Source organism: Bacillus sp. FCW2 (assembly GCF_021228595.1).
Lineage (GTDB): Bacteria > Bacillota > Bacilli > Bacillales > Bacillaceae > Bacillus > Bacillus velezensis.
In genome coordinates, this window is sequence record NZ_CP089436.1 from 2,698,765 (window position 1) to 2,713,124 (window position 14,360).

15 protein-coding genes are annotated in these 14,360 nt (G+C 46.7%); 7 read left to right on the forward strand and 8 right to left on the reverse strand.

Annotated features, from left to right (window positions below):
- The first annotated feature begins 8 nt into the window (after positions 1-8).
- From liaF to K3G25_RS13610, 3 genes are read left to right on the forward strand one after another with little or no spacing between them, the layout of a single operon-like run.
- On the forward strand, positions 9-740 hold the full coding sequence (gene liaF / locus K3G25_RS13600) for a cell wall-active antibiotics response protein LiaF (RefSeq protein ID WP_029973590.1): 732 nt from the start codon (positions 9-11) through the stop codon (positions 738-740).
- Positions 737-1,819 (forward strand): two-component system sensor histidine kinase LiaS, encoded by a 1,083-nt coding sequence (gene liaS / locus K3G25_RS13605; RefSeq protein ID WP_022553751.1) that lies wholly within the window; start codon positions 737-739, stop codon positions 1,817-1,819. The genes liaF and liaS overlap by 4 nt, the downstream gene beginning before the upstream one ends.
- The gene (locus K3G25_RS13610; protein WP_003151798.1) at positions 1,797-2,429 is read left to right on the forward strand and encodes a two-component system response regulator LiaR; all 633 of its coding nucleotides are present in this window, start codon (positions 1,797-1,799) and stop codon (positions 2,427-2,429) included. Before liaS ends, K3G25_RS13610 begins: the two co-directional genes overlap by 23 nt.
- Positions 2,430-2,470: 41 nt before the next feature.
- On the opposite strand, the gene K3G25_RS13615 is transcribed toward K3G25_RS13610, so the two are convergent.
- The 3 genes from K3G25_RS13615 to K3G25_RS13625 are packed head-to-tail and all read right to left on the reverse strand — an operon-like array spanning position 2,471 to position 6,097.
- Complete coding sequence (locus K3G25_RS13615; protein ID WP_115941033.1) at positions 2,471-3,583, reverse strand: Ger(x)C family spore germination protein; 1,113 nt, start codon at positions 3,581-3,583, stop codon at positions 2,471-2,473.
- Positions 3,580-4,680, reverse strand: a complete 1,101-nt coding sequence (locus tag K3G25_RS13620; protein WP_014418846.1) for a spore germination protein — start codon at positions 4,678-4,680, stop codon at positions 3,580-3,582. Before K3G25_RS13620 ends, K3G25_RS13615 begins: the two co-directional genes overlap by 4 nt.
- Positions 4,655-6,097 carry a spore germination receptor protein GerAA gene (locus K3G25_RS13625; protein WP_022553750.1) on the reverse strand — a complete coding sequence of 481 codons (1,443 nt, stop codon included), beginning with the start codon at positions 6,095-6,097 and terminating at the stop codon, positions 4,655-4,657. Before K3G25_RS13625 ends, K3G25_RS13620 begins: the two co-directional genes overlap by 26 nt.
- 116 nt (positions 6,098-6,213) lie before the next feature.
- On the opposite strand from K3G25_RS13625, the gene K3G25_RS13630 reads away from it, so the two are divergent.
- Both K3G25_RS13630 and fumC read left to right on the forward strand, forming a co-directional pair.
- On the forward strand, positions 6,214-6,399 hold the full coding sequence (locus K3G25_RS13630; protein WP_003151806.1) for a YvzF family protein: 186 nt from the start codon (positions 6,214-6,216) through the stop codon (positions 6,397-6,399).
- 67 nt (positions 6,400-6,466) lie between these two features.
- Positions 6,467-7,855 carry a class II fumarate hydratase gene (gene fumC, locus K3G25_RS13635; protein ID WP_007410064.1) on the forward strand — a complete coding sequence of 463 codons (1,389 nt, stop codon included), beginning with the start codon at positions 6,467-6,469 and terminating at the stop codon, positions 7,853-7,855.
- 36 nt (positions 7,856-7,891) lie between these two features.
- Here the strand turns inward: fumC and K3G25_RS13640 are convergent, their stop codons facing one another.
- Positions 7,892-8,767, reverse strand: a complete 876-nt coding sequence (locus tag K3G25_RS13640) for a TetR/AcrR family transcriptional regulator (RefSeq protein ID WP_021494013.1) — start codon at positions 8,765-8,767, stop codon at positions 7,892-7,894.
- A 178-nt stretch (positions 8,768-8,945) separates the two neighbouring features.
- Between K3G25_RS13640 and spxO the strand changes: the two genes are divergently transcribed.
- Positions 8,946-9,110, forward strand: coding sequence for an anti-adapter protein SpxO (spxO, locus tag K3G25_RS13645; protein WP_007410067.1), 165 nt, complete (start codon positions 8,946-8,948; stop codon positions 9,108-9,110).
- 27 nt (positions 9,111-9,137) lie between these two features.
- On the opposite strand, the gene K3G25_RS13650 is transcribed toward spxO, so the two are convergent.
- Both K3G25_RS13650 and K3G25_RS13655 read right to left on the reverse strand, forming a co-directional pair.
- Positions 9,138-10,493, reverse strand: coding sequence for a two-component system sensor histidine kinase CssS (locus K3G25_RS13650; protein WP_014418842.1), 1,356 nt, complete (start codon positions 10,491-10,493; stop codon positions 9,138-9,140).
- Positions 10,490-11,167, reverse strand: a complete 678-nt coding sequence (locus tag K3G25_RS13655; protein WP_014418841.1) for a two-component system response regulator CssR — start codon at positions 11,165-11,167, stop codon at positions 10,490-10,492. The genes K3G25_RS13650 and K3G25_RS13655 overlap by 4 nt, the downstream gene beginning before the upstream one ends.
- Positions 11,168-11,444: 277 nt before the next feature.
- Here K3G25_RS13655 and K3G25_RS13660 point away from each other — a divergent pair, with 277 nt between their 5' ends.
- On the forward strand, positions 11,445-12,806 hold the full coding sequence (locus tag K3G25_RS13660) for a S1C family serine protease (RefSeq protein ID WP_232489353.1): 1,362 nt from the start codon (positions 11,445-11,447) through the stop codon (positions 12,804-12,806).
- 46 nt (positions 12,807-12,852) lie between these two features.
- Here the strand turns inward: K3G25_RS13660 and K3G25_RS13665 are convergent, their stop codons facing one another.
- A complete protein-coding gene (locus K3G25_RS13665; RefSeq protein WP_007410071.1) occupies positions 12,853-13,317 on the reverse strand; it encodes a Dps family protein in 465 nt (154 codons plus the stop codon).
- Positions 13,318-13,406: 89 nt separating this feature from the next.
- Positions 13,407-14,249, reverse strand: coding sequence for an oxidoreductase (locus tag K3G25_RS13670; RefSeq protein WP_029973594.1), 843 nt, complete (start codon positions 14,247-14,249; stop codon positions 13,407-13,409).
- Between the last annotated feature and the right edge of the window lie 111 nt (positions 14,250-14,360).

Consider the following 14,360-nt stretch of genomic DNA (forward strand, 5'->3'; position numbering starts at 1 on the left):
AGCAGCTGATGGCAAAAAAACAGATTCTCGGACTTATCATCGCCTTATTAGGCGTCAGCATGTTTTTGCGTATTATCGGCATCGGCGACTTCTTGTTTTGGCCGCTCTTTTTTCTGATCACAGGTTATATTTTTAATAAATATTCCCGCGGCTGGCTCGGCTCCGTCCTGTATATCTTCGCCGCTTTTTTATTTTTTAGAAACCTGTTCAGCGCCACCTTTAACCTGTTCGGCTATGCCTTCGCCGCCTTTCTCATCTACGCGGGCTACAGGCTCCTGAAAGGAAAGCGCGTGTATGAACATAAAGAGAAGAAAATCAATCTTGAAAAAGAAGAGCAGCCAAAGCCTTCCGCCCAGACGGAAAGCAGACAGCCGGACCTCCGCAGCTTTTTTATCGGCGAGCTGCGGATGATGAAGGACCCGTTTGAGCTGAATGATTTAAATGTTTCCGGATTCATCGGCGATGTGAAAATTGATTTGTCAAAAGCGATGATTCCCGAAGGAGAAAGCACGATGACCATCAGCGGTGTCATCGGCAATGTCGATGTGTACGTCCCGCCGGATATCGAAGTGTCCGTCAGTTCATCGGCTTTTATCGGCGATATGAACCTGCTCGGCTCTAAGAAAAGCGGCATGAGCCCGAATCTGTATAAAGTATCGTCTGAGTACGGCGACTCGCCGCGGCGGATTAAAATTTCAATTTCGTTATTCATCGGCGATGTGGATGTGAAGTATTTATGAGGAAAAAATTACTCGCCAATATTCAGTGGCGCGCCATGCGGATGACCGCGGGACTCAGTCTGCTCCTTTGCACGGTGTTTATTACGCTGATGCTGCTGTATTACGGGCTTGACCCAATGCTGCTGTTATCTTCCGGCTGGTTCGGTATTCCGTTTGTGGTCATCCTGCTTTTGGCGTCTCTTTCGGCGGGATTGATTTCCGGTTATGTATACGGCGGCCGCCTGAAAACAAGAATGGATACACTGATTGAAGCGGTTTTGAAATTTGAAAACGGCAATTTTGCTTATCGGGTGCCGCCGCTCGGTGATGATGAAATCGGTCTGGCGGCAGACCAGCTCAACGAAATGGCCAAGCGGGTCGAGCTCCAGGTCACATCGCTGCAAAAGCTCTCCAACGAACGTGCGGAATGGCAGGATCAAATGAAAAAATCGGTCATCACTGAAGAACGCCAGCGGCTGGCGCGCGATCTGCACGATGCCGTCAGCCAGCAGCTCTTTGCCATTTCTATGATGACATCCGCCGTTTTAGAGCAGGTGAAAGATGCGGATGACAAAATCGTCAAACGGATTCGCATGGTTGAACATATGGCGGGGGAAGCGCAAAACGAGATGAGAGCGCTGCTATTGCATTTGCGGCCCGTCACTTTAGAAGGAAAAGGCTTAAAAGAAGGGCTGATTGAGCTGTTAAAAGAGTTCAAAGCGAAGCAGCCGCTGGATATTGAGTGGGACATCAGCGATACGGGTGTGTCAAAAGGCGTTGAAGACCATCTGTTCCGCATCGTGCAGGAGGCGCTTTCCAACGTTTTCAGACATTCAAAGGCGACCAAGGTCACCGTCAGGCTCGGCGCGAAACATCAAAAACTTCAGCTTAAAGTCATTGATAATGGGGCGGGTTTTACGATGGATCAAGTGAAAGCATCCTCATACGGCCTGCATTCCATCAAGGAAAGAGCGAGTGAAATCGGCGGCATAGCGGAAATTATCTCCGTAAAGGGAAAAGGCACGCAGATCGACGTGAAAGTCCCGATTTATCAGAAAACAAAAGGAGAGAACGACAGTGATTCGAGTGTTACTGATTGATGATCATGAAATGGTCAGGATGGGTCTGGCCGCATTTTTAGAAGCACAGCCGGACATTGAAGTCGCCGGTGAAGCATCAGACGGGCAGCAGGGCGTCGATCTGGCCGCAGAGCTTTTGCCGGATGTGATTTTAATGGACCTTGTCATGGACGGCATGGACGGCATCGAAGCGACAAAACAGATCTGCGCGAAACTCAATGACCCGAAAATCATCGTGCTGACGAGCTTTATTGATGACGACAAAGTGTATCCGGTGATCGAAGCGGGAGCGCTCAGCTATTTGCTGAAAACGTCCAAGGCGGCAGAAATAGCCGAAGCCATCAGAGCGGCTGCCAAGGGCGAACCGAAGCTTGAATCGAAGGTGGCGGGAAAAGTGCTGTCAAGGCTGCGCCATTCAGAGAATCAGCTTCCGCATGAAACGCTGACAAAAAGAGAACTGGAAATCCTCTGTCTCGTCGCGGAAGGCAAGACGAATAAAGAGATTGGTGAAGAGCTGTTCATTACGATTAAAACGGTAAAAACCCACATTACGAATATATTGTCAAAGCTTGATGTCAGTGACCGCACGCAGGCAGCCGTATATGCCCACCGCAATCATCTCGTGACATAAGAAAAGGAGAGCGGCGCCAGCACACTCTCCCGAAGACAGGGTCATTGGGACATTCCCTTTGTTCCGAAATCCCTGATGGCGACTTTGACTTTGTATTCAATATCCGATTCACTGAAGTGATGGTCCCAGTCAGAGGATATCTTTTTCCATTTATCGGGATAATGAATCCGGACTTGATCGCCTAACCCGGTAATATCCACTTTCAACTCATGCTGCATGTAATCAATGAATGCCATGACATCTGAATGAATGCTGTGTTTTACCGCGTTTTTGATTTCATTTATATAGGACTCCTTGAAGGAATCTTCTTTCGGATTCCAATCCTCAGACAGACGGCCTTCAACAAACCGGGTGACGATAAACTTGAATTTTCCGTGTTTATATTGTGTTTTCACATTATATTTGCTGGAAAATACTTCGAAGGATAAATAATGATTGTCATGCTTTGCAAACGTGACGCCCCCCTTTACTGTGCCTGTGAACAGGTTCATATTCTGGACTTGTAAAGGCGTTAAATTCGCATACCAGAATTTATTTTTAATAATGGTAGCGCCCCAGATTTCCAGTCTGCTGCCCACTTGGCGCACTTGAGGAAGGGCAAAGGTCTCGCCTTTGGCGATTTTCTCGGATATTTCCCCCAATGTCACGGGCTCCATCATCCGGATGGTGACCGAATTATTCTCCGTTAAGTCATAGATCGTATTTGACGCAGGTTCTCCCTGGTCACTGATTTTGAAAATATCTTTCGTTTTATCCGGCACCGTCATCACATTGCAGCTTCTTCTCGTACCGTTGTCTCTGATAAATTGGTTCATCAATGCGTCAAGCGGAATGTTATCCTTTAACAGCGCTTCGGAAAACAGCATGATACGCAAGTGCTGGGAGAATGCGGGGTGATTTTTTAACGATGCCGTTCTTAATGCTTGATGGACGGTTTCCCCGGGAGTGGACGTTACTTTTGTCGTATCGCCTGACGACGACTGCTGGGAACTTGCTTTTTGCGGGATCAGAATCTGCTGTGTCACTTCTACATTTTCTTCCTCGGGTTTATCGAGCCCGACCCCGATAACGAGGCTCAAGTCTTCTATATTGCGGCTGTCCCAGCACCCGGCCAAAAGCAATGTGCAAAGCATGATTACGATGTATTTCTTCATTGCGCTTTTTTCACCTTCCTTTTCACAGCGACGACTCCAAACATCAGTAAAGGCAGCAAAAAGAAAACCAAGAAGATATAGCCGAGAATATCACTGAACATCAACAGCTTGTTGCCGTCTTTTGGCATCAATGATCCGAAGAATGTCGCGATCCCTACGAAGATGATCCCTTTTTTCTGCTTCAGCCCGAAAATTTTATTAAGAGCTGATGTCGCGAAATACCCGTACGAGACATAGGTGGCGAAAAATTGGATGATCCAGACAACAAGCAAAAAGGACTCGAACCTTTCAATAAAAAGCCCTTTGATTTCAAATGATTGAAAGAGCGCGATCGTAGGCCAGATCATTGTTTTGACATCTTGGGTGGTTAAGGCGCCGACGACGAGTACGTAGGTAATGATGTATAAAATAATCGGGATGCCAAAGCCCATGGCCGATACGCGGAATGTGTGCTTTTTATTTTTGAGGTACTCGGGGAGAAACAGCATAATCTCAATTCCCAAGAAGGAAACAGAAACGACGGTCAAGGAAGCCATAACGGGAGAAAACCCCTGCCCGAGCACCGGCCGCAGGTTGTCCAGATCAAATATTTTAAAGCTGAAAGAAAACACCACCAGCAAAATAATGATCGTAATCGTTAAATAGAAAGGAAAGAGCCTGCCGATATCGCTCATGCCGCCGATAATTAAATAAACGGAACAGGCGATAAAGATAAACAGCGTGACCGGCACGGGCGTTCTTTCCAATAAAAAAAACTTGACCATTTCCGCCATCGCCCTGGCTTCGAAGCTGGCGACTCCTATAAAATAGAGACAGATCATAAGATTGACGATATTTCCCGCCCATTTGCCGAGTCCTTCATTCATATAATCAAATAATGATCCGTACTGATGCTTTTTCATAATGAGCGTATTGAGATAAATCAAAAAGATAAAGATGACGCCTTCCAGACATAACGCGATCCAGCCGTCCGGCGAATTTGCCCTTGATGACAGCGCCCGCGGCATGGTGAGGAGTCCCGCGCCGAGCATCGTGTTTGAAATCAACGCTGTCCCTTGATAGCTTGTAAGCTTATTGTGAGTTGTTTTCTGGCTCATTTACGTTTTTCGCCTCTTTTGGTTGATTTTTAATAGGGAGACGGAGAATAGAGTCGTTTGCGTTTTTTAAGCTGAAAAATCCATTCGGCGAGAAATACGGAGAACCGAAGCTTCGCTGTCTCGATAAATGAGTGTAGATCGCCAGCATAAATAAAATCATGCCGTACAGCCCGAAAGCTGCCGCGGTAAACATCGAAATGAAACGGAGCACACGGAACGACAGACCCATCCCGTACTGCGGCACCGTAAATGAAGCGAGCGCGACAATGCTGACCACGATGACCATGATGGAGCTGACAATATTCGCTTCAACGGCCGCCTGGCCGATGACAACTCCGCCCACCAATCCGATCGTCTGGCCGAGCGGGCTGGGAAGCCTCAAGCCCGCTTCTCTCAGCAGCTCTATCGTAATTTCCATTACCATCGCTTCAATGATAGGCGGGAAGGGAACGTTTTCTCTGTTCGCCGCGATGGTGACTGCAAGCGTCGTCGGCAGCAGCCCTTGGTGAAACGAAACGAGGGCGATATAAATGGACGAAAAAAACAGCGTAATAAAAATAGACGTAAACCGCAGCGCCCGGATGAGCGAGGCGGAAATCCACCGTTCATAATAATCATCGGGAGACTGCATTAAAATTCCTAAAGAAGCCGGAACCACCAGCGCAAACGGCGAGTTGTCGACAAGGATGGCGACGCGGCCGTTGAACAAGGCGGAAGAGACTTTATCAGGCCGTTCCGTATTTTGTATTTGCGGAAAGGGCGAATACTTATTATCCTCAATAAGCTCCTCAAGCGTTCCGGAATCCTGGATGTCGTCCATCTTCACTTCGCTGAGGCGCTTTACAACATCGCTGACGACAGACGGGTCCGCCTCATCATCTATGTACATGACAGTAGCGTATTTTAACTTGTTTTCTCCGATCGGAACCTTTTTCGTTTTCAGCTTCGGATGGTTCGTGCGCTGCCTGATCATGGCGACGTTTGTATCAGAATCTTCTATGAAGGCGACTTTCGGACCTCTTACGACCTTTTCGGATGTGGGTTCATTCACGCTTCTTTTTTCTCTTTTTCCCGTGGACAAAATGTATACGCTGTCAAGTCCGTTAATAAACACGGCGCATTTTCCCCGCAGAATGGAGATGACGGCTTCCTTCGACGTAAAGACGGGACGGGCGTCGATCTTATCAAGACGTTTCGCCACCGTATCCAGCGTCAGGGTGTCTTCCTCCCGAAGCAGCGTTTCCATCGCCTCTTTTATTTTGTCTTCGTCGTTCATTTCACTCAGATACATATAATAAAAAACAAGCCCGTTCGGAAGCATCTTTTTATTTTGAACCAGGTCATCATTCTGCTCTACGTGGGGAAGCACCAGTGCCAGATTAACGTGTATGTATTCCTTGAATTCCGATTGCGTCATCGACAGTCACCCGCCTTCCAATCCTTAATTGAGGTTATCTTTTCCTGTTAAAAAAATGATATACTATGATAAAGTATTTAATGGTACAAGTTTTTTTATGAAAGCGGAGGAGAGATGTGGCACAAGTCAGACTGGCAGGAAATGCCGAAGAAATTGAACAGCTCATCAAATCATTTGAAGCGCATTACGAAGTGGCTTACACGTCGAAAGAATACCGTAAAACAAATCCGAAGTATAAATACTCAAAGGATTCGCGCGTCTATCTTGAGCTGAAATTAAAAACGGCCAAGGCCGAAAAATAAAAAGGGTTTCATCTGTTACTGGCGAATAATACTCAGGGTGAAGCAACTGTTATGGAGGGATACATAAATGGACTACAGAATTGAAAAAGACACCATGGGAGAAGTTAAAGTTCCGGCAGATAAATTTTGGGGCGCTCAGACACAGCGCAGCAAAGAGAACTTCAAAATCGGTTCAGAAAAAATGCCTCAGCGTGTTGTGAAGGCGTTTGCAATATTGAAAAGAAGCACAGCGATCGCCAACGAACGCCTCGGCAACTTAGAGTCTGAAAAAGCACAGGCGATTGCCGCTGTATGTGACGATGTTTTAAACGGCAAATACGACGATAATTTTCCGCTCGTTGTCTGGCAGACGGGAAGCGGCACGCAAAGCAACATGAACATGAATGAAGTGGTGGCCAACCGCGCGACTGCTTTATTGAAAGAAAAAAATTCCGAGCTGAAGATTCATCCGAATGATGACGTTAACCGCAGCCAAAGCTCAAACGATACATTCCCGACAGCGATGCACGTTGCGGCGGTTCTTGCCGTATATGAGCAGCTCGTTCCGGCGCTTGATCAGCTGCGCGCGACGCTTGATGAAAAAGCGAAAGCTTATCAGGATATTGTGAAAATCGGACGCACGCATTTGCAGGACGCCACTCCGCTGACGCTCGGACAGGAAATCAGCGGCTGGGTATACATGCTTGACCGTTCGAAAGAAATGATTCTTGAGTCAACGGAAAAAATCCGCGCGCTTGCCATCGGAGGCACGGCAGTCGGCACGGGAATCAACGCCCATCCGCAGTTCGGTGAATTCGTCGCGGAAGAAATCACAAAAGTAACGGGGCAGACATTCAAGAGTTCGCCTAACAAATTCCATGCGCTGACAAGCCATGATGAAATCACTCACGTTCACGGCGCGTTAAAAGCATTGGCTGCCGACCTGATGAAGATTGCCAACGATGTCAGATGGCTGGCCAGCGGCCCGCGCTGCGGAATCGGCGAAATCGTTATTCCTGAAAATGAGCCGGGAAGCTCTATCATGCCGGGCAAAGTCAACCCGACGCAAAGTGAGGCGCTGACAATGATCGCCGCGCAAGTGATGGGAAATGACGCGACAATCGGATTTGCGGCCAGCCAAGGAAACTTCGAGCTGAATGTCTTCAAACCGGTTATTATTTATAACTTCCTCCAGACCGTGCAGCTGCTCAGTGACGGAATGAATTCCTTCCATGACAAATGCGCTGTCGGTATTGAGCCGAACCAAGAGACGATTCAGGAAAATCTCTCTAACTCATTAATGCTTGTTACGGCGCTTAACCCGCACATCGGTTATGAAAACGCCGCGAAAATCGCCAAGCTTGCCCACAAAGAAGGCCTGACGCTGAAAGAAGCGGCATTACAGCTGAACCTTCTGACAGAAGAACAATTTAATGAAATGGTGCGTCCGGAAGATATGGTGCACCCGAAAGCATAAAAAGAAAGAACGGCTGCAGTCATTGCGGCCGTTCTTCTAAATAAACTGCTGTTTCAGTAAAAATCTGAGCTGTTCTGCATCTTCAGCCAGCAGGTCGGATTCCTTCAAATTCAAAATCATTCCTTTGATGATTGCCGGTTTCGGCGACTTTTTCTTCATTTCCGCTTCCAGAATATCCAAGCTCTCGGTGAATTCAGATGCTTGCGCCTTGTCCATCGTGCCGATGCGCGTGCGGAGGGTCTGCAAGATCGATTGGCTTAAAGGATCGGGCTGCCCGTTATGAAGGGGCCCAAACAGTGAGCTTGCCTCATCAAGAGAAATAAACGCTTCATGATGTCTGTCCGCCATTCCGTTTACGATGTCATCAATTCTGTGAATCACGGTATTTGCCAGAAGCGAAGGCTGTACGGACCGGCCGGTCAGAATGAGATATTCAAGATACATCTGACTGATTCCTTCTATTAAAAAACAAAGCTCGGCTGTGTATGGTTCAGCTTTTTCTCCGTAAATAGCAAGAAGACTGTCGATATGAAACTGCAGGATCGACCGGCGGATTCTCTTTCCGCACTGCGCCGCTTCTTCGGTATAAGGAAGTGAACCGTCTTTCATCTGTATGGTAATAAAATCCTGATGGGCGAGAATCGATTCGTAAAACACCGCAAGCTGTTTTTGATAAGCGGCTCTCGGACTGTCACCCTCCGTTTGGATCGTCGTGATTCGGGTAAACGTTTTATCATAGTAGTAATTCAGCATGGATAGAAGCAGTGCTTCTTTGGAAGGAAAGTATAGATAAAAAGCGCCTTTTGAGATTTTGCATTCATCGGCGATTTCCTGAACCGATGTAGATTTGTACCCTTTTCGGGCAAACAGTTTAATTGCTGCTTCAATGATCAGCTTTTCTTTTTCCTTCAATGGTTCCACCCTTTCGGAGCCAGGAGGCTGGCTTGTGCTTCTTATGTATGACTATATGGTCATATTGATATTCCGTAAATTTAACCTGATTGTAACTTGTTTTTTTGTTTTATTTTATTTATATTATAAAGTGAGCTGACCGAATGGTCAAAGTTCTGGCGAAAGGGTGAATCTGAAAATGAAAGAATTAGATGAAATGATCAGCCGCTTGCGAAACAGAGGAATTAAAGTCGAAAAGGTGAAATATCCGAAAAAGACAATTTGTGAAAAGAAATGGGTTCATCAATGCCAAAAACCGCTGAAAACAAACTACAGAGATTTTAACGGCTACTCCTTCACATAAAAAAAGACTGCAATGAAACATTACAGTCTACTTTGGTACGATAATTCGGTAGATTACACCCGATTGGCCATTTTCAATTGAAATTGATGCTTTATGCAGGGTTAAAATCCGTTTTACGATGCTGAGTCCTATGCCGAACTCGCCTTTCTTCCCTTTATTAAAAGGCTCGTACAAGCTGGATAGCATCTCATCCTCAATCGGAGGCCCGTCATTTTTAACCGTCATGACAATCTGCTGCTGATTTTGGCTGATCCGAATGTGAATCGCCGTTTCTGCATAGCGGATTTGATTTTCGAGAATGTTTTCAAGAAGTTTGCTCCATTGTTCCGGATCACCGGGCATCATTAATGCATCTTCTGTTTCAACGGTCCACGATAATTCCTTCCGGGCCCATTTGAGCCGTTCAATGACTTCTTCCGTGACCTTCACAATGTCAAATGTCTCATGGTGCACCCGCTGCTTCATTAAATAATCAAGCTTCGTTAAATATAATAAATCCTTAATTTTCTTCTCAAGTTTTTCTGCTTCGCCTTCAATGACATCAATTGTGGTTTCCAGATCCCCCTTAGGAAAAATCCCGTCCTTTATTGATTGAGTATAGCCCCTTATCACCATAACAGGCGTTTTTAAATCATGAGAGATATTTTGCAGGAGTGTTCTTTCCGTTTCATCCTTTTGCACCAGCTTGCTCCGCATGTCTTCAATGGTATGGCCTAATTTTCCGATTTCGTCTTTCCTGTCGACGATGACCGGATCATCCCAATCCTGTTTTGAAATCCGTTTGACATGCTTCTCTAAGGAAACGAGCGGGCGCGAGAGATATTTGGCAAGCCAAATCGCCGGAATCCAGCTTAACAAAATCACGCCGGCAATGATAAAGAGCAGCTGCTTGAACAGGGTGAATGCCAGATCATCACGATAGGAATCAAGGGCGTAAGACAGCATCATCGCATCCTGGCCGTTAATGGTGAGGCCTTTTTTAATGACGAAAAATACTTTTTCACCGCTGATGTCCGCGCTGTATCGTTTCGTGACGCTGTGCTGGCGGCCCGCGAGCTTGTACACTTTATGGATAAAGGAAGAAGAAAAGTAGTTCAAGTCTTTGTCACTGGCCGATTCCTCCCGTTCCGGCAGAAGAACGTGCTGAACGGATCGGAAAGTCGTCGGAGCGGTCGCATCCTCGCTGTAATATCCCCGCTCGATCGATCCGGGCAGCCGGTACTCCGTCAGTACATGCTGTTCATTTTCAATGGTCGTATACGTTTCATCCGTGAAAAAATTACGCAGCGTATTTGAGAACAACACGAGCAGCAGAATCGAAATGGCTAAGAGGATGCCTGAGATGACCACCCATATTTGAAAAGCAAGCGGCTTATTTTTCATGACGTCATCATCCTGTAGCCGAATCCGTAAATGGTCTCAACCTTTAACTCCGGCATTTTTTTCCGCAGCCTCCGCACAAGATCATCGACCACCCGGTCAGTGCCGAAATAATCATGGCCCCATATTTTCAGCAGAATATCTTCCCTGGAAAAGGGGTGTCCTTTATGGTGAAGAAATAAAAGCAGCAGATCAAATTCCTTAGACGTCAAATTGACCAGGCTGCCGGTTTCATCATAAACCTCTCGGGCATCTTCGATCACATTGTAGGAAGAAACGGTGATGCCGGTTTTCTTTGCGGCGGGCTGTTCTTTATACACGAGCTCCAGCAGCTTCTGAACCCGTATAATGAGCTCTCTCGGCAAAAAAGGCTTGGCGACATAATCATTGCTTCCAAGCTCTAACCCGAGGACTCTGTCAATATCGGCATCCCGCGCGGAAATGAAAATGACGGGCACATCGGGATCTTTTTCTTTTATTTCTTTTATCAATGTATAGCCGTCCGTATCCGGAAGCATGATGTCGAGAATCCACAAGTGGGGAGACGGCTGCATCTGCTTTCTGGCATCTTCGCCTTTTGTGAAAGATGTAATGTTCCAGCCTTCATTCTCTAAATATTTTGTGAGCAGTTCATTCAGGTTATCCTCATCTTCAACTAGATAAATGGTGTATGACAAGGCATTTCACATCCTTTCAACGTCATTATACTAGTTTTAACACACTCAAGCCGCATTTTCATAATTTCACATATTCTTTTCATTTTTATCCCACAATGTTTGTTTATGATGTGTATAAGGGAAGAAAGGAAGAAAAAAAGCGGGGAAGATAACATGTTTAAACACATTTTGTTTTGGAGCTTTGCTTTTCTCCTTATTATTGGGACAATAGAACTTGTACATGCGATGAATATGTAATCGATAGAATGAAAACATGCTAAAAGGAGTGTGCGTGAATATGAATGATCATCGAGATGACGGCAGAAGCCGCGATCAGTCAGATCTTTCACATACGGAACAAAACAGAAATGAACAGCAGCGGATCAGCCATCAGGAGCCGGAGCTGCTCGAAGGGCCCGTCTCGAAAGAAGCGGAAAAAGAGACGGCCGCCGGCGCGGAATTTGAAAAAACGGCTGCCGTGAAAAAAGAAAAAAAACGGAGAGCCGCTTGGCTGAGCCCGATTTTAGGCGGTATTATCGGCGGAGGCCTCGTGCTTGGCATTGTGCCGAACCTGCCGAGTGAGCAGCATAAGACAGAAGCCGTTTCTGATACGAAACAAGTTCAGTCTTCGAATTTTACGTCAACGCCTTTGAAAAATACCTCAAGCGTAGCGGATATGGTAGAAGATTTGGAGCCTGCGATTGTGGGAGTGTCCAACTACCAAGCTTCGCAAAGCAGCCAGTTCGGACTTGACGGCGGTTCAAGCTCTGAAACGGAAAGCGGCACGGGGTCAGGCGTCATCTTCAAAAAAGACGGCGAAAAAGCGTACATCATCACAAACAATCATGTCATAGAAGGGGCGAACAAACTGTCGGTCACTCTTTACAATGGGAAAACCGAAACGGCAAAGCTTGTCGGAAAGGATGCCATCAGTGACTTGGCTGTATTGGAAATCAGCTCGTCCAATGTCAAAAAAGCGGCCAGCTTCGGGGATTCCTCCAAGCTCCGCATTGCCGATAAAGTGATTGCCATCGGCAACCCGCTCGGCCAGCAGTTTTCCGGCACCGTCACACAAGGTGTCATCAGCGGGCTGAACAGAACGGTAGACGCCGATACATCTCAAGGCACGGTGGAAATGAACGTGATTCAGACGGATGCGGCGATTAACCCCGGAAACAGCGGAGGCCCGTTAATCAACTCAAGCGGCCAGGTTATCGGGATCAACAGCATGAAAGTCAGTGAAAGCGGCGTGGAGTCACTCGGCTTTGCCATTCCGAGCAATGATGTAGAACCGATAGTCGACCAGCTGCTTGCAAAAGGAAAAGTCGAGCGCCCGTTTTTAGGTGTGCAGATGATTGATATGTCGCAAGTGCCGGAAACCTATCAGGAAAACACGCTCGGACTGTTCGGCGACCAGCTGTCTAAGGGTGTTTACGTAAAAGAGGTGCAATCCGGCTCACCGGCTGCGAAAGCGGGCATCAAATCAAATGACGTCATTGTACAATTGAACGGCAAAGATGTCGGCAGCAGCGCCGATATCAGACAGATCTTATATAACCAGCTGAAAATCGGCGATAAGACGACTGTTCAAGTTCTCAGAAGCGGAAGCAAAAAGACGCTGAACGTCACATTAACGAAACAAACCGTAAGCGCAAGCTGAACGCATAAAAAAAGCTGAACCTTCAACTGAGGTTCAGCTTTTTTCGTCATTCTCCCAAGTAGGCTGACAGCATCCACACATGCTTGTCCGCTTCTTCAACTAATCCGACAAACAGGTCGGCAGTTGACGGGTCATTTTGTTCCTCGGCGATGCCGATGACAAATTTTGATTCGCGGCTGATTTGTTTATAGTCTTGAACCAGTGATTCCACCATTTCAGAAGCCGTTTTTTCCTGGCCTTCATCCGTAATGGAAGCTTGTTCAAGGTAAGTGTGTAAAGTCGCCGCAGGCTGTCCGCCGATGGCCAGAAGACGCTCTGCGATGGCATCCGCCGTTTCCGCCGCTTCGTTATACAGTTCTTCAAATTTTTCATGAAGCGTAAAGAAATGAGGACCTTTTACATACCAATGGAAGCGGTGCAGTTTAGAGTAAAGGATAAACCAGTTTGATAATTGTGTGTTCATTGATTTCTCAACAAGAGTTTCAGTTTTTTTCGCGTTTTGTGTATTCATATTCATCGTCCTCCCTGTGATCTGTTAATTTAATTATACCACATATCAAATAAAAATCAATACTAAATTATAATAATTATAATTTAGGTTTAAGTGAACAGCTTTTTCTTCACAACAGATTCCCAGGCGGACCACGAGAAGAGTGAGCGGAAAGCCAATGCCAGCTTAACGCCCCTGCCGATCGGATACCGCAGTTTCTTCAGCCGTTTCCTTTGTGCCAATTGATAAATCAGCTCCGCTACGTCATCAGGATCGCCGCTTTTGGATGCGTTGGCTTTGAAGTAAGCTTCGATTTGCTGATAATAGCGGTAATAAGGCGAATCTTTGGCGGGTGCCGTAAGATGATTGGAGAGAGACGTTTCCCAAATAGACGTTTTATAGGAGCCCGGTTCTATTAAAGCGGCATCAATTCCTAAAGGCAGCAGTTCGAGGCGCAGACACTCTGTAAATCCTTCAACCGCGAATTTGGAAGAGACGTACGGAGATAGAGCCGGGAAACCGGTCAGTCCGCTGATACTGCTGATATTGAAGATTTTCGCCCCGCCATGTTTTCGCATATAAGGCAGCACGGTTTTTGTGACGTGAATCAGACCGAATACATTCGTTTCATACTGCTGTCTGTAATGTTCCATCAGCACATCGTCAATAAACCCCCCGTACGCAGAGCCGGCGTTATTGACGAGCAGGTCAATCGGTCCGAAACCGCTGATGGTGTTCCCGAAGTCAGACACCGACTGCTCATTTGTCACATCTAAAGAAACGACCGTAACATGTTCGGATGCACCCGCTTGAGCGGCGGCCTCTTTCAGTATTTCAGCTTTCTCCGGCTGTCTGGCTGTTGCGATGACGTGATAGGACCGGGCGAGCTTCAGCGCTGTCAGCAGCCCGAATCCGCTCGTCGCGCCGGTTACAATGGCAATTTTTCTGTTCATCTTATAATCCTCCCCGTTTGTTCTTATCTCATAGTGTATAACATCTCGCGGAAAGAAGGAGAAATCGTTCGGAAATATGTCAGAATTGTTTTATAATGGAGTCAGCTTCGG

Bases quoted from the DNA above. Each gene is read 5' to 3' on its own strand.
- liaF (WP_029973590.1), top strand. From the start codon at position 9: ATGGCAAAAAAACAGATTCTCGGACTTATCATCGCCTTATTAGGCGTC.
- liaS (WP_022553751.1), top strand. From the start codon at position 737: ATGAGGAAAAAATTACTCGCCAATATTCAGTGGCGCGCCATGCGGATG.
- K3G25_RS13615 (WP_115941033.1), bottom strand. From the start codon at position 3,583: ATGAAGAAATACATCGTAATCATGCTTTGCACATTGCTTTTGGCCGGG.
- K3G25_RS13620 (WP_014418846.1), bottom strand. From the start codon at position 4,680: ATGAGCCAGAAAACAACTCACAATAAGCTTACAAGCTATCAAGGGACA.
- K3G25_RS13625 (WP_022553750.1), bottom strand. From the start codon at position 6,097: ATGACGCAATCGGAATTCAAGGAATACATACACGTTAATCTGGCACTG.
- fumC (WP_007410064.1), top strand. From the start codon at position 6,467: ATGGACTACAGAATTGAAAAAGACACCATGGGAGAAGTTAAAGTTCCG.
- spxO (WP_007410067.1), top strand. From the start codon at position 8,946: ATGAAAGAATTAGATGAAATGATCAGCCGCTTGCGAAACAGAGGAATT.
- K3G25_RS13650 (WP_014418842.1), bottom strand. From the start codon at position 10,493: ATGAAAAATAAGCCGCTTGCTTTTCAAATATGGGTGGTCATCTCAGGC.
- K3G25_RS13660 (WP_232489353.1), top strand. From the start codon at position 11,445: ATGAATGATCATCGAGATGACGGCAGAAGCCGCGATCAGTCAGATCTT.
- K3G25_RS13665 (WP_007410071.1), bottom strand. From the start codon at position 13,317: ATGAATACACAAAACGCGAAAAAAACTGAAACTCTTGTTGAGAAATCA.
- K3G25_RS13670 (WP_029973594.1), bottom strand. From the start codon at position 14,249: ATGAACAGAAAAATTGCCATTGTAACCGGCGCGACGAGCGGATTCGGG.